At 43.4% G+C, this 24,878-nt stretch carries 19 protein-coding genes and 1 pseudogene; all 20 read left to right on the top strand.

Features of this window, described 5'->3' with window-relative positions:
• Nucleotides 1-249 precede the first annotated feature (249 nt).
• The 20 genes and pseudogenes from RMO27_RS01445 (at nt 250) to RMO27_RS01350 (ending at nt 24,830) form a co-directional block, all read left to right on the top strand.
• Nucleotides 250-657 carry a DUF6932 family protein gene (locus tag RMO27_RS01445; RefSeq protein WP_309728399.1) on the top strand — a complete coding sequence of 136 codons (408 nt, stop codon included), beginning with the start codon at nt 250-252 and terminating at the stop codon, nt 655-657.
• A gap of 30 nt (nt 658-687) precedes the next feature.
• Nucleotides 688-1,176 carry a helix-turn-helix transcriptional regulator gene (locus RMO27_RS01440; protein ID WP_309728397.1) on the top strand — a complete coding sequence of 163 codons (489 nt, stop codon included), beginning with the start codon at nt 688-690 and terminating at the stop codon, nt 1,174-1,176.
• 483 nt (nt 1,177-1,659) lie between these two features.
• Nucleotides 1,660-3,390, top strand: a complete 1,731-nt coding sequence (locus RMO27_RS01435) for a tetratricopeptide repeat protein (RefSeq protein WP_309728395.1) — start codon at nt 1,660-1,662, stop codon at nt 3,388-3,390.
• Nucleotides 3,391-3,537: 147 nt separating this feature from the next.
• Nucleotides 3,538-4,977 (top strand): BCD family MFS transporter, encoded by a 1,440-nt coding sequence (locus RMO27_RS01430; RefSeq protein ID WP_396133593.1) that lies wholly within the window; start codon nt 3,538-3,540, stop codon nt 4,975-4,977.
• A gap of 267 nt (nt 4,978-5,244) precedes the next feature.
• Complete coding sequence (locus RMO27_RS01425) at nt 5,245-5,718, top strand: hypothetical protein (RefSeq protein ID WP_309728391.1); 474 nt, start codon at nt 5,245-5,247, stop codon at nt 5,716-5,718.
• Nucleotides 5,719-5,754: 36 nt separating this feature from the next.
• Nucleotides 5,755-8,508, top strand: a complete 2,754-nt coding sequence (locus RMO27_RS01420; protein ID WP_309728389.1) for an N-6 DNA methylase — start codon at nt 5,755-5,757, stop codon at nt 8,506-8,508.
• Nucleotides 8,505-9,545, top strand: a complete 1,041-nt coding sequence (locus tag RMO27_RS01415) for an MBL fold metallo-hydrolase (RefSeq protein WP_309728387.1) — start codon at nt 8,505-8,507, stop codon at nt 9,543-9,545. Before RMO27_RS01420 ends, RMO27_RS01415 begins: the two co-directional genes overlap by 4 nt.
• A gap of 61 nt (nt 9,546-9,606) precedes the next feature.
• Nucleotides 9,607-10,056, top strand: a complete 450-nt coding sequence (locus RMO27_RS01410) for an EVE domain-containing protein (protein ID WP_309728385.1) — start codon at nt 9,607-9,609, stop codon at nt 10,054-10,056.
• Nucleotides 10,057-10,142: 86 nt separating this feature from the next.
• Nucleotides 10,143-11,189, top strand: a complete 1,047-nt coding sequence (locus tag RMO27_RS01405) for a CD225/dispanin family protein (protein WP_309728383.1) — start codon at nt 10,143-10,145, stop codon at nt 11,187-11,189.
• Between the two features lie 6 nt (nt 11,190-11,195).
• Nucleotides 11,196-11,688, top strand: a pseudogene (locus RMO27_RS23695) (transposase); the annotation flags it as partial.
• A 494-nt stretch (nt 11,689-12,182) separates the two neighbouring features.
• Nucleotides 12,183-13,121: a hypothetical protein gene (locus RMO27_RS01395; RefSeq protein WP_309728379.1), complete on the top strand. Its 939-nt coding sequence runs from the start codon at nt 12,183-12,185 to the stop codon at nt 13,119-13,121.
• A 243-nt stretch (nt 13,122-13,364) separates the two neighbouring features.
• Nucleotides 13,365-13,511 carry a hypothetical protein gene (locus RMO27_RS01390; protein ID WP_309728377.1) on the top strand — a complete coding sequence of 49 codons (147 nt, stop codon included), beginning with the start codon at nt 13,365-13,367 and terminating at the stop codon, nt 13,509-13,511.
• Between the two features lie 1,078 nt (nt 13,512-14,589).
• A complete protein-coding gene (locus tag RMO27_RS01385) occupies nt 14,590-15,948 on the top strand; it encodes a nucleotide sugar dehydrogenase (RefSeq protein WP_309728375.1) in 1,359 nt (452 codons plus the stop codon).
• Nucleotides 15,949-16,003: 55 nt separating this feature from the next.
• Complete coding sequence (locus RMO27_RS01380) at nt 16,004-17,641, top strand: Gfo/Idh/MocA family oxidoreductase (RefSeq protein ID WP_309728373.1); 1,638 nt, start codon at nt 16,004-16,006, stop codon at nt 17,639-17,641.
• Between the two features lie 106 nt (nt 17,642-17,747).
• Complete coding sequence (locus RMO27_RS01375; protein ID WP_309728371.1) at nt 17,748-19,268, top strand: Rieske (2Fe-2S) protein; 1,521 nt, start codon at nt 17,748-17,750, stop codon at nt 19,266-19,268.
• A 42-nt stretch (nt 19,269-19,310) separates the two neighbouring features.
• Complete coding sequence (locus RMO27_RS01370) at nt 19,311-20,420, top strand: DegT/DnrJ/EryC1/StrS family aminotransferase (RefSeq protein ID WP_309728369.1); 1,110 nt, start codon at nt 19,311-19,313, stop codon at nt 20,418-20,420.
• Complete coding sequence (locus tag RMO27_RS01365; RefSeq protein WP_309728367.1) at nt 20,417-21,754, top strand: oligosaccharide flippase family protein; 1,338 nt, start codon at nt 20,417-20,419, stop codon at nt 21,752-21,754. Before RMO27_RS01370 ends, RMO27_RS01365 begins: the two co-directional genes overlap by 4 nt.
• A gap of 45 nt (nt 21,755-21,799) precedes the next feature.
• A complete protein-coding gene (locus RMO27_RS01360) occupies nt 21,800-22,513 on the top strand; it encodes a class I SAM-dependent methyltransferase (RefSeq protein WP_309728365.1) in 714 nt (237 codons plus the stop codon).
• On the top strand, nt 22,510-23,430 hold the full coding sequence (locus tag RMO27_RS01355; RefSeq protein ID WP_309728361.1) for a GNAT family N-acetyltransferase: 921 nt from the start codon (nt 22,510-22,512) through the stop codon (nt 23,428-23,430). Before RMO27_RS01360 ends, RMO27_RS01355 begins: the two co-directional genes overlap by 4 nt.
• Before the next feature lie 2 nt (nt 23,431-23,432).
• Nucleotides 23,433-24,830, top strand: a complete 1,398-nt coding sequence (locus tag RMO27_RS01350; protein WP_309728359.1) for a polysaccharide deacetylase family protein — start codon at nt 23,433-23,435, stop codon at nt 24,828-24,830.
• Nucleotides 24,831-24,878 lie beyond the last annotated feature (48 nt).

The following is a 24,878-nucleotide window of genomic DNA, read 5'->3' as shown; positions in this document are numbered from 1 at the left end:
CCGCAGTCTAGCAAATTCCGAATGTTTTGTCGATCGAGGCAAGATGATTGGGGCGTTGTGGGTGGGTAGCGAAGATCTACCCACCCCGCCCTGTGGGCACCCCTCCAGGGAGGGGATTTTCATGCGACATTGGTGGGATGGGATATTTGCGATATCATGATGACGGATTCGATCTCTATACAAAACAAAAATGCTGTGCATAACTTTTTTGTTGTGCTAATCTACTTGTGTAGATAGGCGAATTAACCAATGATTCCACCTTTTAACGATCTCGGCTATCTCCCAGGGGGAATTCACGAGGTAACGTGGGCTGAATTCTGGGAGCGATTTGCCGCGAATGCTTATCGCAAGCAATTATTAACCGGATTGCGACTGGCTTTGGGCGAACTCAAGCAAGCCGGTTGCTGCCGAGTCTACATCGGCGGTAGCTTTGTAACCGACAAGGAAAAACCCAACGACTACGATGGTTGTTTTGAATTATTCGGTATCGACGAAGATAAGATCGATCCGATCTTCCTGATTCCCGACTCACAAGCCCAGAAAGATCGATTCTATGGTGAATTGTTGCCTAATTCGGTAATGGTAGGTTTTTTTCAAAACGATATCGACGGACATTCTAAAGGTGTAATCGCATTAGATCCCCATACCATTCCATAAATATTCGCAGCATAATTGGAGCATTCGATCGTGATTCAAAATCAAAGTCAATACAGAAACACCAAGCTCAAACTCAAAGAATTCGAGCAATCGTTGGTAGATTCAGATAAAAATCCAGATAAACTTTCACCTCGTCTGCTAGCCGCTCAAAAGGCTGGTTTGCAAGTCTGGCTCGATCGATTGAAATCCCAAATCGCTGAATATGAGACATTGCAGCAAGGTTTATCTTCTCTAGAAGTTGTCTCCCTTCAAGAGCTACCGATCGCTTTAATTAAAGCCAGAATTTCCTTGGGCATGAGCCAAAAAGATCTCGCCGAAAAAATTGGCACTCAAGAACAACAAATCCAACGTTATGAAGCCAATCATTACGCGGCAATTAGTTTCGATCGAATGATGAAAATTGCCGAAGCACTAGGCATCGCCCTCAAACATCCCATCCAAATTGAGATCGCCGTTGGCGTAGCCTCTCGGAACGAGAATCGACTGGAGCCGCTTGTTGGCACAGTGCGGGGTCATTGAGAAAATTGTCTAGAGATGGCACTGGTCCACTAACGGGTGATGAATAGCCTGGAACTGTTATGCAACAACATTTTAGAGCGTTTTCTGCCCGAATCTCTGAAAGTCTCTTGTGATCAAGGTCTGAAGGTTCTATCACTCTCTAAGTGACCAGTGCCAAGATCTCTGCTTTTACTAGTCGTTATGTATTGGTGCAAGATGTGAGCATAGAAATACTAAGCTTAAACTCCAAGAATTAGATCGATCGTTAGTAAATTTAAATAACAACCCAGATCAACTTTTACCCCACCTGTTTAGTAGCTCAAAAAGCTGGATTGCAAATCTGGATCGATCGCTTGAATTTCCAAATCTCTGAATATGAGACATTGCAGCAAGGGTTTGTCTACACCGAATTTCGATGCTGTGCTGGAGATTGAAAGGCCAACAATCATCGGAGATTTTCGATCCAGATTTAGCCTAAAATACTCACAGTAAAAAAGAAATAACATGCGGGTATCAATATTGCCACTAGCAGCGGGACTAGTGTGTACGATCGCGTCTAGTAGTGTCGCGCTCTCTCCCAGTCAAGTCGCCGAAGTCGCCAAAGCAGTCACTGTCTCGATCCAAACCGAGCAATCGATCGGTTCTGGAGTAACGATCGCCAAAAATGCCAGCAGCTATACCGTCCTCACGGCTGCCCATGTGGTGCGCGATGCCAATGTCAAATATCAAGTCATTACCCCCGATGGGCGACGGTATGCATTGAATCGTCAAACGGTACAAATTTTGCCAGGAGCAGATTTGGCAATTTTGCAGTTTGTTAGCTCCCAAACTTATCGGATTGCCAAAATTCGGACAGCCGTAGCGATCGCGGAAGGGTCGAATGTCTATGTGGGCGGCTTTCCCCGCTCGACGGTGGCGATCGATCGGACGTTATTTAATTTTACCGAAGGTCGCGTCACGGCTAGCAGTCGTCAGCCATTGCAGGGCGGTTATGGGCTGGTATATACCAATCTGACGCTGCCAGGGATGAGCGGTGGGAGCGTCCTAAACGATCGCGGTGAATTAATTGCCATTCACGGTCGCGGTGATGTCGAAAAAGGCACGGAAGCTTCGAGTATCAACCCAGAGGTGCGCGTCAAAACTGGTTTCAATCTGGGGATTTTAGCCAATGTCTTTTTACCTGCGATCGAGCGTACGGGCTTGAAATTGGCAGCCGTAACTAGTCCAGTCGATCGCGATCGTAGCAGTAATAATCATAGCGATGCCTTGGTAAGTGTCGTCGCCAAAATTCAAAGTGGCAATTATCAAGGGGCATTAAGCGAACTGAACCAACACATCGCTACCAATCCCCGTCAAGCCAGTGCCTATTATCTACGTGCCAGCCTGAGTCAAATGATGGGTAATAGCAGCCAGATTCTCCCCGATCTCAACCGCTCGATCGAGTTAGATCCCCAGAATCCGCAAGCTTATTATTTGCGCGGGAATATCTTGTATGTCAACCAAGATCTGACTGGGGCACTGGCCGATTTTACTCAAGTCATCAAGCTCGATCCCAAATACACGATGGCTTATACTCTGCGGGCGATCGTCTTCATGAAACAAGGCGATTTACCTGGGGAATTAGACACCTACAATAAATTAATTGCCGCAAATCCCAAATCTTTTGATGGCTATACCGCACGAGCGGGGGTGCAGATTCGACTCAATAATTTCCCCGCCACGATCGCCGATTTGTCCCAGGCGATTGCCTTAAATCCGCGTAGTATCGATACTTATAGCCTGCGGGCAAACTTTCGATCGATCGATGATGTCCCTGGCGCGATCGCCGATTACACTAAAGTGATTGAATTGAGTCCCAACAATATCCGCAGCTATAGTGCCCGCGCCGAACTCTACCAGCGTCAACAGAATTTCCCCAAAGCTTTGGCTGACTATGCCGCCATTCTCAAAATCAATCCCAACGAACGAGAAGCACTTGATAAACAATTAGATATTTACGACAAACTCAAAAATTATCCAGGGGTCGTCAAAGCCTTAACGGGCTTGCTGCGGATTTATCCTCGCGAAGCCAATTACTTCGAGCGGCGTGCGAGTGCCAAGATCGAGCTGCGAGATCGAGCTGGTGCGATCCAAGATTATCGTCAGGCACTCGACATCTATCGCCAAAAAGGCGACAGTAGGGGTATGGAGAATATCACCAACCAACTCAACGAACTCAAGGCTAAAGGTAGCTAACTTGCTGGAGATTCCCGCTCGGATCGATCCTGTCGATCGCGGATTTTCGAGCGGGTTTGAGCGTGTTAAGATTCCCGATCGAACCGATCTCAGCCGGAAATTTGGTTTAATTTAAAGATATTGAAGAATATTTTTAAATCTTATTTGATGATGACTGGTGATTTATCCAATCCAAAACTAAACCACAATCCCGATCGCCAGCGCATCCTGCCCAAAGTCAAATTGCCCACGATGATCCGGCTGGGATTATTTCAGATGGGTTTGGGGATGATGTCCGTGATGGTCTTCGGTGTCCTCAACCGCGTGCTGATTAAGGAATTAGCGGTACCGAGTACGATCGCCACAGTAATTCTCGCCCTGACCCTTTTTGTCGCGCCCGCGCGGATTATCTTCGGACAGCTCTCCGATACGCGACCGTTATTTGGCTACTATCGGACGGGCTATATTTGGCTGGGAGCGGCGGGATTAGTCACCAATGCTTGGATTGCAGTGCAGGTGATGTGGCAACTGGGCGCGAGTCTCAAGACTGTCGGTTGGGCGGTACCAACTTATGGCTGGGCTGGGTTGTTGGGCTTTGTTTTTGCCCTGTATGGTTTGTCAGTGAGTATGTGCTCGACCCCATTTGCGACGTTATTGGTGGATATCACTGATGAAGACGATCGATCGCGGTTAGTTGCAGTAGATTGGTCGATGTTAATTGGTGGGACGATCGTTGGCGCAATTACGATCGGGATCTTGCTCAAATCGTTAGAGATCGACGCGACGATCGCCCAAGTGCAAACTCAGATTGATCGACTATTTATCATTATTCCAGCGATCGTGATTTTATTCACTTTTGTAGCGACTTGGGGCGTTGAAAAGCAATATTCACGGTTTGCTAGTCGGGTAGCAACGCCGCTAGCAGGCTCTCATTTATCCTTGGGGCGGGCATTCTCTATTCTCACGGCTAGTCGTCAAACTCAGGTATTTTTTACCTTCTTAGTCGTGATGACAATGGGGTTATTCATTCAAGATCCGATCCTGGAAACTTATGGTGGCGAAGTCTTCAATCTCCCCGTCGGTAAAACAGCGGCATTGAACGCTTTTTGGGGCAGCGGGACATTAGTAGGCTTGAGCCTAGCGGGGTTCTGGTTTATTCCCAAGCTGGGCAAGCAGCAGACGGCCAGATTAGGTTGTATGTTAGTCGCAGCATCGATGTTGTGGGTAATTATCTCTGGATTTACACACAATCCCCTGTTTCTCCAATTGGCACTACTATTATTTGGGATCTGCTCGGGATTGGTGACTACGGGGGCAATTACACTGATGCTCGATCTAACTGTCCCCGAAACTGCTGGGACATTTATCGGTGCATGGGGTTTGTCGCAAGCTCTAGCCAAAGGTTTTGCCACAGTTTTTGGTGGTGTAGCTTTAGATCTGGGCAAGTCGTTTGCGCCGAATCTGACGCTGGCTTACGGCTTTGTCTTTTGTCTGCAAGCACTAGCGATGATCGTAGCGGTGAAATTGCTCGACAGGGTGAATGTCCGCGAGTTCCAGACGACGGCCAAGGATGCTGTCAAGTCAGTAATTGCGGCAGATTTGGATTAGAGATTGAGAATATATTAGATAGAGATCGCGATGATACTCATTACTTCGTTCTAATTATTTTCCTATCGCTTTGAATAGCAGAATGTAGGGTAATGCTTGTATTCATGAGAATCTCAACTAATATCGAAGATCGGCTGAATTAAGGTCATATCATAAGGCGATCGACATTTCGCCCACTTTCTGTTATGTTTAAACAATTGTTTGAATTTTATCCTTAAATTCAAACAACTGGTTAAAATTATATTGGTATAGTGTCGATGCTCAATTATGACTAGCGGCTTTACAAGACAGGAAACGATTGCTCTGACAGGGATTGGCTCTGGCAGGCTCAGTTACTTCGATCGGACAAAGTTAATAGTGCCGCTGAAGTTTGGGAATCCCAAGCATCCAAAAGTCGTCTATGGCTGGCAGCAAGTAATTGAGATCAAGACCATTGAACGGCTGAGAGAGGAATTATCACTTCAGGAGATCCGCAAAGTACTTAAATTTTTGAAAGCGCGGGATTATGAACCTGCTTTCTTCGTACATAAGCTGGTCTTTGTCAACAACCAGCTCTATCTGATTGAAGATCTGCGGGATTTTGGGTTAACCGTGCTGGAGGCTTCAGGCAATGGCAAAGGACAAGTTGTGATTCATGAAGTTGGGACTATTGGTGACATTATTACCGAACTGACGCAAGAAGCAGAAAAACATCATGTGCTTGATTTCGAGAAACGGATCGGGATTACTTTAGTAGGATAGGTGGTAAGAGGGATCGAAGTGTTTAGCTCATCATTATTGGAAGCGGCTGTACAAACTGTTCAAAGTATTTGGCAAATAGAGCCAGTGCGGGGAATTCGGATGCCAGAACCCAATGCCCAGCAAACAGTCGATCTCGATCTGCTCTGGACTGACGGTGGTTTGCGTCCGAGAGCGAACAATCTAGCTTTCTTAATTCAGCAGATTAATCAAAGAGATTTAGAGCTATGGAAGCAACGATTAAAAGCATGGACGATTCGTGGCGGTTTGCTAGTTTCTTCAGATGAACTCTATCTTGTACAACCAAGATCTGATGCTTCCGGCGAGTTAGAGCAAACAATATTAGATTTAGATACTTTACGTGAAACGTTAGTATCACCCAAACCTCATCTGTTCACGCCGAAGGCACTGGCAAAACTTCGGCAAGGGCAATTATCGCTTGCAGATTTAGAAGAAGAAGTTTCTGAGCGGAGTTTTTCATTTTTAGATCGCCAACAACAACGACTTGGTGATTCATTTCAAGAAGGGATTGATGCGGCATTAAAATTAGTAGATTCTACTAGTTCTAGTTCTTCACGTTCTGAAATCAAGGGGCATACGATCCGCTTTGCAATTGCATACTTGGGAGCAAGGATTTTACAAGACAAAAATTTCTTTGGTTCTAGTAATATTATCAAAGCTGAAGATCCACTTGGTTTACTCGATCGAATGGTAGAAGTTACTAATGGCTTCTTTCGCCGTGCTAGAACTTCTGCTGACTATGTACCCGATCGAGTTCGTCAAGAATTAGCTCTATACATGGGGAATCGAGTTAGTTTTGTACTAACCGATCATCGTGATGTTGGAAGGTTATATGAAGAAGCAATCAAGAAATTGCCTAGAGAATTGGGTAGTGATGATTGGGGCGATCTCAACCGTCACTATACACCTGTAAAACTGGCAGAGCGAATGCTAGAAGCTTTGCCAATAGAGCGGTTGCGTCCAGAAGAAAGATATATTTTCGATCCAGCGGCTGGTTCGGGCAGTTTGATATTGGCTGCTACCTCCAGACTGGCTGGAATGAGAGATATTCCAACAGGTGAAGATCGCAAAGAATATTTAAGAAGTCATGTATTAGCAAATGATTTAGATCGTTACGCAAATTTAGTAGCACAGCTTCGTTACTTTCTTGCCAGCGAATCGCTCGGCATTGCCAGCGAAACATCTAAAATCGCAGATATTTTGCCTTTCCCATCTTCGTTTACAATCGAAGACTATCAAAGATTTTCAAAAGAAAACTTTGTTATACGCCCACGTATCATTGTTGCAAATTCACCATTTGCGATCGAGGGCAATATCCAAAAATCTGCTGCTTTCGTCGAACAGGCTACCAATTGGCTTCAAGATGGCGATCAATTTGCCTTTGTCTTGCCAAGTTCCTTTTTAACTGGCGGTAATAAATTTGATGTTGCGACTGTGAGAGAAAGTTTATCATCAAAATGTCAACTATTTGAGATTTGGCAATGTCCAGTTGGTACTGTCGGAGTGAATGCTAGACAGGATGTTTGTATTGTTTCTGGTGTTATAGAAAAGTCCAAACATTATAATGCTATTGCCAAAAAAGTTATTTCCGAAGCAGAAGCTCCTTCAATGCGAGAAAATGGATATTTAGGTTCTTCATGGCTGATAAAAGACAATCTTGGTAGTGATTGGTCTAGTGGTGTAGCTCCGCAAATTAGTCTATCTGTTTCTACTATCTCACTTGGTAATCTCTTTTTCATATTTAATGGTGTAAAACATCGAACAGGACATCCTCCCGTTGCACAATGCCCTGAGAACAGATTATGTAAACCAACATGGCGAATGAGTTGGGGTGGCAATAATGCTCTTTGGGCAGACCCCGCCAAAGTAGATCGCCAACAGCAATGGGTGATATATGATGATATTTCTTTAGAAAGCCCTAGATACAGTGTTGCCCATCTATTTGATAAAAATAAAATTCTTGTTGGTCGTATAGCTAATACTGCATCGACAAGACCTATTACAGCACATTTAGATACTGAGGGTTTTTACCCTAATAATAGTATCTGGTGCATACTTCCTATTGAGGAAGCTCAGAAAAATAATCCAAATTATGGTTCAAATGAACAACCAGAAAATTGGGGAAATTTCAGTTTACAAGACAAGCGGCTATGGCTTCTAGGAATACTAGCCTCAGATTTGGCAGCGGAGTTATCCATGCCGGGACGAGACAAGATTAACTTGACTAAGCCTATTCTTTTGCAATTGCCGTTGCCTGCATTTGTAGATAAACGTCTGATCGAGAAAACTGCTCAGATAATTCATCTAGAACAAAATCACGGATCTTTGCAAGATCTGGAGTTGCTACGCCAAGAACTAAATATATTGGTGGAAGAATCCTATGGAAATCCTATTTGGAAAAAGCCTCAACGAACAGGTAAATCAGCAGAACTAAAAGCTTGGAAAGTAGAACAAAATATTCAAACTAAAACTACAATCGGTCAAGTATTAGAAATTTCAGAGGATTGCAGTCAAATCTACATGTATATCAGTAGACTCATGGACGATGATGATACTGATGGCGTATGGATTCCTTTGCCTCAAGAAGTACCTGGATGGGCATTAGATGGAACTCCTTTTGAAGCAGAATTAAGCCATGATGTAAAAACATTTGAGCAACTTATCGAGCGTCCTTGGGCTTTAAGACGGTTTCGGCATACACCTCGCCCTTATCTCTCCGATAATGAGTTAGACGATTTCTTAAAACTTCCAGAATTAGAGGTTGCATCGTGACTTGCCAACTTACCTTTTTACCTGTTGGCAATGCAGATAGTATTGTGATTCAAACCGACAACTCGTTAGTGGTTGTCGATCTTGGGAATCTGAATGTTTTAGAGGAATGGCTAGAAAAGCATGAAATATCTAAGATAGACAGAATTTATATCACTCATGCTCATGGAGATCATTTCCCATCATTAATTAGGCTAGCAAATTTCATTTCTACTTGGAATAGTAAGATATCCATCGGCAAGATTCATTTACCCTACAAGGTAATAGAGATTGCGCGTAAAAAGATTTTAGCTAACACAGCTAATTCTAAAAATGGATCGCTTAATTTGGCATTGCAACGTATTAAAGAATGGAGTGATAGCCGTGCCGTAAAGCTTTCTCCAATCGTCAGAGATGGTGAAGAATATTCCGAAGGATTAATAAAGATTGAGGCTTTGCATCCCAGCCAATTCTATGTTGAGAATCACCTTGCAATCAGTGGTAGTAAACTCAATGAAATCTCTATAGTCTTACAAATTAGCTACGGTGATTTTTCTGCGTTGCTGCTCGCTGATATTGAGGGAGCAGGACTGACAGATTTACTGAGATTCCTACAAAATAGCTCAGACAGTACAATATTTAAAACCAATATTGTAAAAATACCTCATCATGGAGCCTATCCTCCAAACGGTAACGAACTGAAAGATTTACTAGCTTTGGTTGATGCTGAAATTGCCATCTTGTCTGTAGGCAGCAAAAATCCTTATGGTCATGTTGAGCCAGCACTATTCAATGCTTTAATAGAATTGCAAAATAATAATACCCAACGACTCAATAAATTTATCTGTACCGAGGTTACACGGACTTGTATCCATTCAAAACTAGAGCGATCGAGCATGGGTAAATCGGGACTCTCTACTCCCCAAAAATGTGCGGGAGAGATCGTTATTATTACTAATAATTTAGGTGAATGGCAGTTGAAAACTGAGATGACGAATCACTCAGCGAAAATCGCCAGTTTGTCTCATGCTGCTTGTGATGGACGTGTGGACATAAGCTGATTTATCTATCGATCGAACTACCAATGATAACTGTAGGTCAGCAACAAGTGAGGAAAATTTCTTGAATTATTGGTTAATGAAGTCCGAACCGGATGTCTTTGGGATTGACGATCTCGAACGAGATCGATTTACTATTTGGGATGGCGTCCGCAATTATCAGGCGCGCAATTTTCTCAAATCCATGGCAGTTGGCGATTTAGCCTTTTTTTATCACTCAAATACCAATCCGCCTGGGATTGTCGGCTTGATGCAGATCGTCGCCGCGCAAGTAGTCGATCCGAGTCAATTCGATCCCGATGGTGACTACTACGATCCCAAATCCACCAAAGCTGCTCCCCGCTGGCATACTGTCAAAGTTGAATTCGTTCGCAGTTTTGATGCGCAGATTACCCTGGCGACATTAAGAGAGCACTTTACACCCGATCGATTATTAGTTGTCAAACAGGGCAATCGGTTATCGGTGATGCCCATTCTCGATCGCGTTGCTGAGGAGATTTTAGAGCTAGCCTAGAGTAGTGATGGATGTTAGTTGAGATCGGTTGGCGGGGAACTATAGCAGATAGTATCTCATCCCCTCGTCCCGAAGCCGCAATCGCTATGACTCCACTACCTACCTCGTCCTTCGAGCCAACTGTTGAAGTTAATGCTCAGGCAATTACCACCGCACTCAATCGCAAATTCAAATCTCAAGCGATCTTTGCTACTGTCAAATTCGACTCCGAACTAGAAATCTCGCTCGCTGGCTTATCCATTCCGAACCCCCAACAGATGACGAAGATCGTCGCGCAGGTATTGGGCGAACTCCAATTGCCCGCACAGACAGTCAAAGTATTTGGCCAGCAAACCGAGGCGACAGAGCCGAATTGGGAACGCGATGTCGAGATCGAACCGATTGCTAGATTCGGGGCTAATCAAGATAGGGATGCGGAACTAGCTGTCGATGCTCCTGCGGAGCGGCTTCGCCAGCAGGAAGAACCCGCACCAGCAGTATGTCCAGACAACAACATGACGCTGGCAATTTTGGCGACCGTTTTAGGGGTATTACCGTTAGGTTTAGTGGCAATTTCCTATGCCAGTCAGGTGGGATCTAAACACAATAATGGTGATAATCTAGCAGCAACTAAATATGCTAATAATGCTAAACGATTGAGTGTTGTCAGTCTGAGTATTTCTGGGGCAATGACTGCTTTAATTGTTCTGGCTGTAATCTTACCGTTATTTATCGGTGGTGGCTATCGTAGTAAAATCAAGCAAGAAAAAGCCGCTCAAAAATACGCCCAAACAGTCATGAAAGCTAAATTGGATGAATTAGCAGTGGCGAATATGAATGATAATAAGGCTGGTGTTTCGACCGAACTGCGTACTAGTCCGCCGCCCGATAGTGGCTATACATTTACGGGTGAAACTCTCACCGATAATGTCGCCCATCGCAATCATTTCAAGATTGTCGCGACTCCCAGTAGTACTAATCTCCATAGTTTTGTGGGGTTTGTCTACACAGTCGAGCAAGGTGATAAATGGTTTGTCAAAGCTGATGCCTGTGTGAGCAAATCCACCAGTTTGTTCCCACCAGCAGTAACGATCTCTAATGGTGCCGTTGCTTGCGATGCCAACTCAAAACTAGCTTCCGAATCAGAAAATTAATCTTCACAACTAATTCTCAAGACTTATAAGGAGGGAAATAAGGGGAGTAAGCGGATGACTCGTCAGCAGGTGTTCATTCGGGTGAAGGCACGGGCAGATGAATTGGATGTCAAGCCACCGTCACACATGACGGTGTATCGGATACTGCAACCAATTATCGTTGGCGTAGCCTCTCCATCAGGAGAATCGACAAGAGAAAGCAAAAAGTATTCGTAGCCCAGGCTGGCGGGGCGATCGATTATCTGTTAAAATCCGTGATGGCAAGGATTTGACGATCAAGCACAGCAATCAAGTTTGGCAGTGCGACCACACACCAGCCGATGTGTTATTGGTCGATGCAGAAGGGAAATTATTGGGTCGTCCGTGATTAACTACGGTGATTGATAGTTATTCGCGGTGCATTGTGGGTATTAATCTGGGCTACGATGCGCCGAGTTCTCAAGTAGGATCATTAGCACTGCGTCATGCGATTCTGCCCAAGCAATATGGTGTGGAATATTGACTCTCGACGGCAATACTCTTAGAACATCACTGATTTGTGACGACTGCTACAATACCGAGCGGCACGGAGTGGTGAGATCGATTTTTAATACAACTCCTCATCAGGTAGCAGTCATGCGAAAAGACGGCAATGTATACAGTTCGTGCCTTCGGTACGCGATTGGACTCCTGACCTCACTTTCCATCTGCCAAGTTTCAACCACGTTTGCTCAGGAAACTAAAAAGCCGCCAATATTATTTGGGACGAATGTAGCGACACTATCGCTGAACAACCTCATTATCGGCGGGCGATGGCACTACACCCGTGCATATCGTTTTCGAGCCAGGAAGTCTGGCTCGCTCTCGGCGATCCGCGTATATTGGATCTACAAATTTTCAAAGGCTGGGTACCACTCGGGAACTGGAGGTGTCATCCGAGTTAGCGTTCGACCAGATGATGGCAGCGCAGCGCACTTGCCATCTAGTAAAGTACTTAGTGCCAGTGATGTCAGGATGAATCTTTGTACCCCTAAAGAGGTAGCAGCAACTGGAAAACGGATCGATGGTGCTTGTGGCAGTGAGGGTCTGTTCAACCGCGATGGGGTCAGGATGACGTTCGAGCCGATCGAATTCAAGCCTGGAACCTATCTTAAAAAGGGATCTGTATACCACGTAGTTTTTGAGAATATCGATCGCGATCCGACGACAAACTGGGTTAGTGTTGACGGATTATTCCACCCCGACGGGATCGGTAGGCTGCTAAATCATCTTTCACCGCCGGACGGACTCACGGTGCTATCTCGCGCTGGAACTGCAAAGTGGGATGAGTCGAGTAAGACGCTGCCGATCGTCTCTATCATGCTCGACGGTGGCAAGCAACATCCAGCAACCGGAGGAAGTGAGTTCGGATTAGGCTATGTCGGGGGATGGGGTTCCTGGAATTCGATTCCCGCTGTAACTAATATCGTGGCTGCACGACAGACGTTCGCCACAGATCGCCGTCGCAGCATCACCGAAGTCAACGTTTATCTCGGACATATCGCGGGTGTCGGAAATGTTTCGATCGAACTTCGAGACGCTCGGGGGCAGATCCTACGCTCCGCCAATGTTTCGAGCGATCGGTTTCCCAGTCTTGATGCCTGTCCGTGGCGTAGCTACTTCGGCTCGACACCCGATCCAGACGCATCTTGCGGGATCTGGGTGCGACGCGTCCTCAGCCCCCCGCTCATTATCGATGCCGGAACACACTACTCCCTGGTCGTTCGGGGAAATGGATCGGCTAGATTTGCAATGCACCTTGTTGAAAAAGGACTTAGTTACGGTTTTGGCAAAGCGACAGTATTTAGCAACGGATCTTCGGATATGTCCTCAGACGGCGGGGTAACATGGCAGCCGTGGGTGATTTGGGGAAATAATCGAGATGATGCCGACCTTCAATTTTATCTTCGATAAGAATAGCTTAGCTCTTAGCTTATGTGGCGGATGGCTGCAAGTACTATGTAGCGTGTTATACACAGACACCATAGTGAGCTTCAAAAAATCTGTATATAGTGCTACAGATTATGGAGGTGGTCAGAATACCCCCAGTTCGATCGAGAAACTGCTAACTTGGGTAGCTAAAAAGGATTGTTTAGTGCTCGGTTGCCACCAATTTTTGAGTGGGGATGAAGTTTCTGCGCGCTCGATGTATCATTATTGTGTAGTAAGTGCCGCGATCTAATTACAAGTGACGATCGAGATCCAGACTTGGCAACTTTTGCTAAAGCTAATCGCAATCTATCTGACGAGCAACTCGATCGCTCCGAGCAATCCTTACTGCGGTTAGTAGCTCGATCGCACTGAAATAAGCCAAGGAAGATAGTTATTGTTGATGACATCGCAATCGGTCGAGCGAGCGAGCGCAACCGCACTTAGTTTTGATAAAGTGTACTCGATCGCCGCTGAGATCTTGTCTGGGATAGAATTTAGTGCTAACGTATCCAAGCGATTGAGATTTCAGCGATTATTTAGTTTTATTACTAAAGTCACAATGCTGTCTTAGTATAGCAAATTTATTAATTTTGCATAAACAATAAGTTGCAATCTTGTTATTTTGGTGATATTGGCGGTAAAATACAAGCTTTAATTACCGTTTTAGCTAATATACTTATCGAGTATTTTTACTAATATTGATAATTGACAGAGAGCGAATTTATCTAGTACGATACAAATATTTAAATTTTGTAACTTTCGCTTCAGACAATTTAGCTCTAATGGTGAACAAATTAAATTTCTAGCTAGCGATCGGATTTAATTTCAAATCTTCAAATTGATAATCACTCAGATTTATTATTGCCTAAGTATTTAAGTTTTGTCATTAATTTAATTCATAGATATTTGCTAAATTTATTAATATCAAGATCGAGACATTGCCGATAGTCATCCGTAATATCTCAGCCGATGGATAATTATAATAATAATCAAATCCGATCGGTACTTGAAAACGATCTGATTAAATCTAGATAATTTATCTTTTTCTAAATAAATGTTTTAGTTTGAGAGATTGTAATTCAGTAAGAAACACATTTCGATTCAAAGATCGGCTCGATTGGATGGCGGAAGTAATATTCCGTGACTTATGTGATACTTGATTTGAAGACAATTAATATTGAATTCAATAATTTTTTTCAGATTTTAAAATAAAACAAGTAAATAGGTGTAAATCTTGCAGCTCTTTAATTGGCTCAAACCTGGATGATGAGCAGCTTATGTAGTGAGATATTCTAGATTAGATCGTGGTTATTTATTTATACCGTGGAATTTATAAATTGATATTTTCCCTGTACACACTCGAATTAAATCCTGATTAAAGGACGAAACAAATATCAGGCAATGTTTTTAGCGACTAAATTATTAGAATCGATAGGAGTATTTTTTGAGTATGGTACTTGCAGTTAGTAATAGCACTGAGAAAACCGTATCAAATAAAGATAAAGAAGAAATAATCTCGAAAATTGCCGATCGATCGGCGATCGTCGGGGTAGTAGGATTGGGCTATGTTGGCTTACCATTTGCCGTTGAGAAAACTAAAGTTGGATTTCAGGTGATCGGCATAGAGCTAAATCCAAAGCGCGCAGCAGCAGTAAATGCTGCCAAAAATTACATTGGTGATGTTGATGATGCGGAGTTAACGCAGGCAGTTGAAAATGGTCAATTAATTGCTGTCTCCAGTTTTGACTGTATTCCAGATTTAGATGCGATCGTGATTTGCGTACCTACGCCATTGACGAAGAATCTCACGCCCGATCTGAGTTATATCAAAAGTGTTACCGAACAAATTGCGCCATTCTTGAGACGAGGACAATTAATTACTTTAGAATCTACTACCTATCCAGGTACGACTGATGAGTTGATGCGGCCGATTCTCGAAACGGGCAGTGGGTTAACGCAGGGAATCGATTTTTTCTTGGCATACTCACCGGAACGGGTAGATCCAGGAAATCAGCGGTACACAACTAAAAATACCAATAAAGTTGTCGGCGCATCAGATCCAGATTCTTTAGAGGTAGTAACTTATTTTTATCAACAAACAATCGATCGCGTCGTCCCTGTTAGTAGTGCTAAAGCGGCAGAATTAGTCAAAGTATTTGAAAATATCTTTAGATCCGTAAATATCGCGCTAGTCAATGAACTAGCGATGCTATGCGATCGGATGGATCTCAATGTATGGGAAATATTGGATGCGGCTAATACCAAACCATTTGGGATTATGTCATTCTATCCTGGCCCTGGAGTAGGCGGACATTGCATTCCACTCGATCCCCATTATTTAGAATGGAAAGCCAAGGAATACAACTTCAACACTCGATTTATTCGGCTGGCGGGGGAAATCAATCGTTCCATGCCCGAATATGTAGTTCACAAAGCAACCAAGCTGCTCAATTATCAAGGGCTAGCGACATCCAAGGCGCAGATCTTGTTTTTGGGAGTAGCTTACAAAAAAGATATCGACGATTGGCGCGAATCGCCAGCCGTGCAAGTGATGCAATTGCTCCAGCGAGAAGGGGCAAAGATCGGCTATTACGATCCGTTTGTACCTTTTTTGACCGTGGATGAACACCCGTTAATGTCTGCTAAGGATATGGATACAGCTATTGCCCAAGCCGATCTAGTCATCATCACTACAGATCATAGTCAGGTGGATTACGGCGCGGCGATCGGTCTTGCCAAAGCAATTCTAGACACTCGGGGAATTACTCGGAAGTTAGCAGATCCCGATCGCAAAGTCGTGTTGTTGTAGTCATAGTCATCCACTGGATATGGTGGTCTCAGTCCATTTGGATGAGACCACAACAGTGAAAGTTGCAAGTGCGTTGACTCAAGGAGAAGAGAAAAATATGCGATCGATAATTGTGGTTGGTGCCGGAAATTGGGGTAAGAATCTGATCGCCAATTTCCATGCTTTAGATGCGCTGGCGGGAGTTGTGGAAGTCGATGCAACATTGCGCCAACAAGTGGAGAGTTGTTATCCGGCGGTCGTTGTCTATGCTGATTTTCAGCAAGCACTCCTGGAGACTAGTGCCATGGGAGTGGTAATTGCTACTCCCGCACCCACACATTACGATCTCGCGATGCGTGCGTTGGCTGCGGGAAAAGATGTGTTTGTCGAAAAGCCAATTGCACTCACCCAGGCAGCAGCTCGATCGCTCGCAGAGTTTGCCGACAGTAGCAATCTCGTGTTGATGGTAGGGCATTTGCTCTTATATCAACCCGCAATCGCCTGGATGCGCGATTATATTGCTGCTGGCAAATTGGGTAATGTCCGCCGAGTTGTCGCTCAACGCGCAAAATTGGGCAAGGTGAGATCGACCGAAAATGTGTGGTGGTCGTTCTCGCCCCATGATGTTTCGGTAGTCTTAGAACTATTGGACAGACCCAAGTTGAAGCGTGTCACAGCCACCGGAGAATCCCTGTGCCAACCAGGAATTGCCGATGATGTTCATGTGGAGTTAGGTTTTGAGAATGGGAGGACCGCTCATATTCATGCGTCATGGTGTTGGCCGACTAATCAACGGCAAACGATCGTCATCGGCGATCGCCAAATGTTGGTCTATGACGAAGTTGCCCAAACGGTCACCATTCACGACCAGAATATCGATGCAAACTTAAACCATCACGATCGTGGCACCCAGATCGTCCCTGTTGCCGCAACAGATCCGCTGAAGTTAGAGTGTCAGCACTTTCTTGATTGTCTCGTTTCTCGTCAACGTCCCAAAACCGATGGCTGGAATGGCGTAGCCGTGGTTGAGGTGTTGGAAAAGGCACAGCAAGCGATGGATCGCGCTAGTTTGGCTAAGCCGGACTTCGCAACCCTGCTTAACCAAGAGGATTTAGGGGGAGGTATGACAACTCAAATTGATTATTTCGCCCATCCATCAGCGGCGATCGATCCGGGTGCAGAGATTGGAACGGACACCAAAATCTGGCATTTTTGCCATGTATTTGGTACGGCTAAGATCGGCAAGAAGACGATCGTCGGTCAAAATGTGTCGATCGCCGATCGAGTGGTAGTCGGTGATTTCTGCAAGATTCAAAATAACGTGTCCCTCTACGAAGGCGTAATCCTCGAAGACTACGTATTTTGTGGGCCGAGCATGACATTTACCAATGTCAAAACACCAAGATGTGAATACCCGCGCAATACTAGTACCAATTATCATCGAACGTTGGTGAAACGGGGTGCGAGTATTGGCGCAAATGCCACGATTGTCTGTGGGGTGACATTACACGAATATGCTTTTGTTGCTGCTGGTGCGGTGGTAACTAAGGATGTTCCAGCCTATGCGATGGTGGCAGGGGTACCAGCAAAGATTATTGGTTGGATGAGTGCCTATGGCGATGTCTTGGAATTTGACGATCGTGGGATCGCGGTTGATACCCAGAGTGTTAGGTATCAACAACAATCGGCTTCAGAAGTTCGACGACTAGACTAAATATCGACAAAGTATCTGCTAGCTAAATAGAGGTAATCGAGCAGTGAACATCACATCATTAGGACATGCAGGATTCTTAGTAGAAACGCCATGTTGTTTATTTTTAATGGATCCTTGGTTAACCTCAACCGGAGCATATGATGCGGCTTGGTTTCAGTATCCTTGCAACCACCATCTCGAACAACCTCTTTTGGATCGGTTAAAAAATAGCAATAAGTCTTTGTACGTTTACCTTTCCCACGAACATCAAGATCATTACGATCTCGAATTTATCAGCAAAATATCGGATTTTAACCCAAATTTTATCTTACCGCAGTTTTATACCAAGGCTTTTGAGTCGATCGCTCAATTCTATCCAGCGGATAACATTACCTACTTAGCCGATCGCCAAACTCTAGCAAGAGCAGACTTCTCGGCAACTATTTTCATAGAGGAATCAGGACTCAATCGGGATTCCGCCATTTTATTGCAAGCTCAAGGATGCTCTTTTTTAAATCTCAATGATTGCAAGATATTCGATCGGCTTAACGATCTCAAAAATATCAAAGTTGATGTGTTCACCGCTCAATTTTCAGGAGCTACTTGGCATCCTATTTGTTATAAGTATAACGTCGATGAGTATCGGTCTATTTCTGCAAGCAAACGCTTGAGAAAATTCAAGAATGTCGCTAGGGCGATTGATGTTTTACAACCAGCGATATTTATCCCATCTGCTGGCCCCTGCTGCTTCTTAGATAACGATCTCTTCTATTTGAACTTTGACGATCGTGGCATATTTCCGACTTCAGAAGAGTTTTTAGATTGGCTAAATGAAAACACAAAGCTGTCCGATACTCACAATGTTCATCTTTTGCCTGGAGATCGGTTAACACTACCTGATGGTAACATCGAAATTACCGAACAGCCTTTTGGCTATCGCCATCGATCGAAGCAAGAGTATCTATTAGCCTACGAAAGAAAAATTATCAGTTCTAGGCAGTCTTTATTCACTCGATTCACTGCAACTAATCCAATAATTATTTTTCAGCAGCTTCGACATGAATTGCAACTAAAATGCCAAGAGATTGGCATAATCACAGTCGAGGATCGTTATCTTTATTTTGGATTAAACGAGCTACCCAATCTGTTTTGGAAAGTCAATTTACAACAGCAAACTGTTTCAGAAACTCAGGAAATTGGCGAACTAGACTTTTATTCGATTGTTGCTCCAGCTTGGCAGGTAGAAAAAGTCCTAAATCGTGAAATGCATTGGGAGGACTTTTGCTTGAGTTTTCGATCGCAGTTACAGCGAGTTCCAGATACTTATTCCATAATTTGGAACCTATTTCTCTTTCGTAACCCAGATGAACTAGCATGGGCTGTAGCATCACTTAAAACACTCGATCGCAAGAATAATACTTGTATTTCTGTGGTCTGTTCTACCACAGCTAAGGAATGGAAAATCAATCGATATTGCCCTCATCAAGGTGCCGATTTAGTAAATGCCCAGATCGAAGATAGTCGGTATCTGATCTGTCCTCGTCATGGTTGGAAATTCGATCTGGAAAATGGAGGAAGATTAACTCCCAATGGAAATTTTTCAGTCAATGTAAAACAATTACTGGCAGTGGATAGAACTCGATCGTAAACATGATTATCTAGATTAAATAATTTAATAGAAAATAAACCAATGATTGCTACTCACAAACATATTCCGATCCTAGACCTAAAATCTCAATATCATAGTATCAAAACTGAAATTCATGCAGCGATCGATCGCGTGTTAGAATCCGGTGCTTTTATTATGGGACCGGATGTGAAGTTATTCGAGCAAGAAGTTGCCGAATATCTCGGCGTTAAACACGCGATCGGGGTAAACTCTGGTACAGATGCGTTAGTAATTGGCTTGCGGGCATTGGGAATTGGGGATGGGGATGAAGTAATTACTACGCCTTTTTCCTTTTTTGCTACGGCTGAATCGATTAGTAATGTGGGTGCGAAGCCAATATTTGTCGATGTTGATGCTAATACTTTTAATATCGACGTCAGCAAAATCGAGTCCCAGATTACCCCACGTACTAAGGCGATTATGCCAGTACATCTTTATGGTCGTCCGGCAAATATGGGTGAGATTAGGGCGATCGCGACTAAATATCAGCTCAAGATCGTTGAGGATTGTGCCCAATCTTTTGGGGCAACATATCAGGGAAAACAGACAGGATCGATCGGCGATGTGGGCGCGTTTTCCTTCTTCCCTTCCAAAAATTTGGGAGCATATGGGGATGGGGGATTAATAGCGACAAATGACGATCGAGTTGCCGAATTAGCCCGGATGCTCCGCGCTCATGGTGCTCGGAAAAAATATCACAACGAAATTATTGGCTACAATTCTCGCCTCGATACTTTACAAGCAGCGATTTTGCGGGTGAAGTTGCCGCATATCGACAGGTGGAATCAGGGGCGACGACGAGTAGCCACAGCTTATCAAGAATTACTAACAAATCTACCAGGGATAATCGCGCCAGCAGTGACTGATGGTCATGTGTTCCATCAATATACAATTCGCGTAACCGATCGCCAACGCGATCGAGTGCAAGCAGATCTTGCTGCCCAAGGAATTGGCTCAATGGTTTACTACCCCATTCCCCAGGATCGATTGCCTGTCTATCACGGGTTATACGAGCGGAATCAGATGAGCGATCGTTTGTCTGGAGAGGTACTAAGTTTGCCGATTTGGGCAGAGATGGATATTAGTACAGTCGAAAAAATTTGCCTCGAACTTCGCAGATGTCTAGCATGAAAATTAATTATCGAGCAATCTATCTCTCGATCGAAAGTATATTACTTTATTTAGCTAAGAGTGGTTTTCTGAAAAATGCTGCAAAATTAGTAGGAGCTACAGCATTATCTCAGATTGTATTAATCCTAGCATCGCTAGTTTTAACTAGAATTTATACGCCTAAAGATTTTGGCGTTTTAGCGATTTTCACCTCCCTCACGATCCAAATGCTTGTATGTGCGAGTCTTCGGTATGAATGGGCAATTCCTTTACCTCAAGAGGAGGAAGTCGCCACCGATCTATTAGTTTTGTGCCTGATACTTAATTGTGCGATCGCGCCATTGGTGGCGATCTTTGTGATACTGGGCGGGCACCAAATTGCTGTTGCGGTAAATTCACCAGCTCTGGAACCTTTCCTCTGGTTGTTACCCATTGTGATATTACTTGGCGGCTGGTATCAGTCACTTAGTTATTGGACTTTGCGGAAAAAAGAGTTTGGCTTACTGGCTCGTACCAAACTTGCTCAAAGTGTTTGGACAACTGGAAGTCAAATTGCCATCGGCTTTACAACTCAAGGCCCATTAGGCTTGCTGGTGGGATCGGTACTCAACAATGTGGTTGGAACTATATCACAAGCTTTATTCTTCTGGCATCATTCCCGAACCGAACTCCAAAATTTATCAGTTAGTAGATTAGTTTTAATTAGCCGTAGATACTTTAAATTTGCGATGCTAACGCTAGTTTCATCGGTTATCCAAGCTTCCGGTTCGACTGCGCCTAGCTTATTACTTGCTTTTTTTTACGATCCTAAAGCCGCTGGGTTCTTTGCGTTAGCACAACGAGTAAATAGTATTCCGACGATGTTAGTCGGAACCTCTATTTCGCAAGTTTTCCAAGCTCATGCTGCCGAGTCAATCCGTAAAGATCCACGAGAACTCAAGCGTTTATTCACTCGTACCAGCCTATTATTATTTGTCAGCAGCTTATTTTTAAGTTTAGGACTATTATCGAGTCCCTATTTTTTCCCCATCATCTTCGGTGATGCCTGGAAAGAATCTGGCATTATGGTGCAATATATGTCACCAATGTTCGTAGGATCGATGACGATCGGACCACTGACTTTACTCGAATGGGTGGAAAAACAAGACTGGATGATTCTATGGAATACTATTCGCTTAATTTTGCTGGGACTAGGATTTTGGTTAGCTCATTTTAATAACTTGTCATCAATAATGGCGATCGCTATCTTGAGCATAATTACTACTATCATGTATGTTGTACTACTTATTATGAATATTTACGCAATCAATTTACTCATTGTTGGTCAATCTCATCAAGTATTAGCAGATGAATAATAAATTAACAAAGTTGGCTTTTTCCATTAATATAAGGAAGCACTTATGAAGTTAGAATCAAGGGATAAAAATATCATTAACTCCGATCGTTGGAAGGGTTTTTGGGAACAGCAGAGTACACCATTGCATCATTTTAACAATGAAAAATGGTATCATTTCTACGCGCAAGAAATCAATCTATTATTAGATGCTCTTGAATATACTGGTGGTTCTGTGCTAGAAACTGGTTGTGGCAATGGAGCTTTATTTGAATATTTAAATATCAATAAAAATGATTATATTGGCACCGATATTTCTGAAGCAATGCTTGATATTTTCAGAGCAAAGTATCCACAGGTAAACTTGGTTTGTGCAGACGCTGCTAGTCATATTGTCGATCGTCAATTTTCCTTAATTTATAGTAATGGTGTCATTCAATATCTGAAATCAAAACAATTAGATTCATATATTCAAAACTCCTTATCAATGCTAGAGCCAGGTGGAATCATGCTGGTAGGTAATATTTTGTGGAACAAAAGCAAGGCTGATTTCTACTCAAAGCGTTACTTGCCAGGAGAGTTATCACTACAATTTTCCCAGGGGAGTAAATTTGTATATTTAAAAAATACGATCAAACAATTTGTGGGTAAAGATTTCTTAGGCTATTGGTACAGCCCAAGTGATTTTCTGAAATATCAGAATGAAAATGTTCGAGTTTACGTGTTTGGTTCGTTGTTTCATGCTTACCGATTTTCTGTAGGGATTGAGAAGCTATCATGACAAAAAATTGTATTTTTGAGGAGTCATGGTGGTTAGATGCAGTAGCTCCCAATACTTGGGATGCTGTAGAAATAGATAAAGATGGCAAGGTGGTAGCACGCCTTCCTTATGTAGTCAAGAACAAAATGGGATTAACGTTATTGACTATGCCCAAGCTTACCCCGTTATTAGGTCCTTGGTTACAAGAGTCAACTGCTAAATATAATAAACAGTTGGCACAAGAAAAAGATCTATACGGTGCCCTGATTGAAAAACTACCTCCTTATGATTATCTAGTTCTAAATTTTCATTACTCAATGACAAGCTGGTTGCCATTTTATTGGCATGGATTCAAACAAACTACTCGTTATTCTTATGTCCTAGAAAATATCCAGGATTTAGATCTAGTGTGGGCTGGATTTCAAGAAAATATTCGGCGAGAGATCCGCAAAGCTCAAAAAAAAGTTATAGTTCGCAAGGATTTAGATGTTAATAAGTTTCTCGATATCAACTTACTTACTTTCCAAAGACAAGGAAAGAACTTACCCTACAGTCGTGAGTTAGTTCAGAATTTAGATGCTGCTTGCGATCGCCATCAAGCCCGTCAAATGTTTTTTGCAGAAGATCCTCAAGGACGGATTCATGCAGCAATTTATATTGTCTGGGATCGTAATTCAGCCTATTATCTGATGGGTGGCGGCGATCCAGAACTACGAAATAGTGGTGCAACTAGTTTGCTAATGTGGGAGGCAATTAAATTTGCTGCTACTGTTACTAAGAAATTCGATTTTGAAGGTTCGATTGTCGAACCGATCGAGAGATTTTTTAGAGCTTTTGGCGGGCGACAAATTCCTTATTTTCAAGTTAGTAAAACTAGTCAGCGGATGCAGTTACTTTTGTCCGGCAGAGAAATGGTTAGAGCTATTGTCAGAAAATAATCATGATTAGTATTCAAATCCCCCAAACTTACGAGAACGAACGTCGCTATATCATAACAGTGCTGTTGTGTGAATTTTTAGGTTTAGATATTGACATTCAAGTATCAAGTCGCGAGAATGTCTCGATTGCATATGAAGATCGAGAACTATTAATTGCTGATGGACTATTCAGAACGCCATTAGCTAACTGGTTACAGCCTGATTCTTTACCACAACAACCATTGCAAGTTTGGAATATAGCTAAGACCAAACTATCAGCAACGACTGTAAATCCTGAAATACCTGTTATTTATGGAGATCGCCCCGACGACCCTCAATTTTTCAATTTTTCAAGCGATCGAATATATCTCGGACTTGATATCTTTGGTTCGGCTTTCTTCATGCTGACTCGTTATGAAGAGATCGTCAAACTCGATCGAGATGCTCATTATGACTGGTTTCTGGGAACTTCATCCCTAGCCCACCTAGCAGGATTCTTAGATCGCCCAATTATTAATGAATACTTAGAAATTCTCTGGGCTTGTCTTCAAACTCTTCATCCCAGATTAGAACGCCAGCACCGAAATTTTCAAATTTATGTCAGCCATGATGTCGATGAGCCATTTAGATACGCCTTGAGCGGATTTGCTCGCTTACTGAGACGCTGCGGCGGGGATCTAGTCAATCGTCATAGTCCCGCCGCAGTAGTGCAGAGTATTTCACAATGGATCCAGGTAAAAACAGGAAATATATCTGCCGATCCTTGCAACACTTTCGATCGGCTCATGGATATCAGTGAGCGGCATCATCTCAAAAGTGCTTTCTACTTTATTACCGACCATACTGGAGGTGCTATTGATGGTAATTACAGGATCGATTCGCCGCTGATTCGCGATCTATTGCGTAAAATTCACCACCGAGGTCATGAAATTGGTTTGCATCCGAGCTATCACACTTACAAGGATGCCGCTCAAACCAAAAAAGAATTTGAAATCTTAAAGAAAGTTTGTGCCCAAGCAGGGATCGAACAAGACTCTTGGGGCGGACGCCAGCACTACTTGCGCTGGGAAAATCCCACAACCTTCCAAAATTGGGAAGATGCAGGTCTGGATTATGATTCGACTTTAGCCTTTTCCGATCTAGTTGGGTTTAGATGTGGCATTTGTTATGAGTTTCCAGTTTACAACCTGAAGACTCGTCAAGTTTTAAAACTTAGAGAGCGGCCCCTGATCGTCATGGAATGTACTGTCATTGAGAAAATGTTTATGAATCTTGGGTTAGGTGAGTCCGCTATGCAAGTTATGGCTCAATCCAAGCAACGCTGTCAGCTTTTTCAGGGCAATTGGACACTACTGTGGCACAACAATCGGTCGATCGATCGACATGAAGTAGCTGTTTACGAACAATTAATATCGTGCTGAAGAATTTGAGTAATTGAGTAGTTTGATCCAGTAAATGAGAGCTAAAAA

The organism is Chamaesiphon sp. OTE_75_metabat_556, assembly GCF_031378165.1.
Taxonomy (GTDB): Bacteria; Cyanobacteriota; Cyanobacteriia; order Cyanobacteriales; family Chamaesiphonaceae; genus Chamaesiphon.
Note: the sequence above shows the minus strand (reverse complement) of the source record. Positions and strands in the feature narration are given on the sequence as shown.

What these genes read in the sequence shown, in the direction of transcription:
- RMO27_RS01445 (WP_309728399.1), top strand. Translation starts at nt 250, where the DNA reads ATGATTCCACCTTTTAACGATCTCGGCTATCTCCCAGGGGGAATTCAC.
- RMO27_RS01435 (WP_309728395.1), top strand. Translation starts at nt 1,660, where the DNA reads ATGCGGGTATCAATATTGCCACTAGCAGCGGGACTAGTGTGTACGATC.
- RMO27_RS01430 (WP_396133593.1), top strand. Translation starts at nt 3,538, where the DNA reads ATGATGACTGGTGATTTATCCAATCCAAAACTAAACCACAATCCCGAT.
- RMO27_RS01425 (WP_309728391.1), top strand. Translation starts at nt 5,245, where the DNA reads ATGACTAGCGGCTTTACAAGACAGGAAACGATTGCTCTGACAGGGATT.
- RMO27_RS01405 (WP_309728383.1), top strand. Translation starts at nt 10,143, where the DNA reads ATGACTCCACTACCTACCTCGTCCTTCGAGCCAACTGTTGAAGTTAAT.
- RMO27_RS01395 (WP_309728379.1), top strand. Translation starts at nt 12,183, where the DNA reads ATGAATCTTTGTACCCCTAAAGAGGTAGCAGCAACTGGAAAACGGATC.
- RMO27_RS01385 (WP_309728375.1), top strand. Translation starts at nt 14,590, where the DNA reads ATGGTACTTGCAGTTAGTAATAGCACTGAGAAAACCGTATCAAATAAA.
- RMO27_RS01375 (WP_309728371.1), top strand. Translation starts at nt 17,748, where the DNA reads ATGGATCCTTGGTTAACCTCAACCGGAGCATATGATGCGGCTTGGTTT.
- RMO27_RS01370 (WP_309728369.1), top strand. Translation starts at nt 19,311, where the DNA reads ATGATTGCTACTCACAAACATATTCCGATCCTAGACCTAAAATCTCAA.
- RMO27_RS01365 (WP_309728367.1), top strand. Translation starts at nt 20,417, where the DNA reads ATGAAAATTAATTATCGAGCAATCTATCTCTCGATCGAAAGTATATTA.
- RMO27_RS01360 (WP_309728365.1), top strand. Translation starts at nt 21,800, where the DNA reads ATGAAGTTAGAATCAAGGGATAAAAATATCATTAACTCCGATCGTTGG.
- RMO27_RS01355 (WP_309728361.1), top strand. Translation starts at nt 22,510, where the DNA reads ATGACAAAAAATTGTATTTTTGAGGAGTCATGGTGGTTAGATGCAGTA.
- RMO27_RS01350 (WP_309728359.1), top strand. Translation starts at nt 23,433, where the DNA reads ATGATTAGTATTCAAATCCCCCAAACTTACGAGAACGAACGTCGCTAT.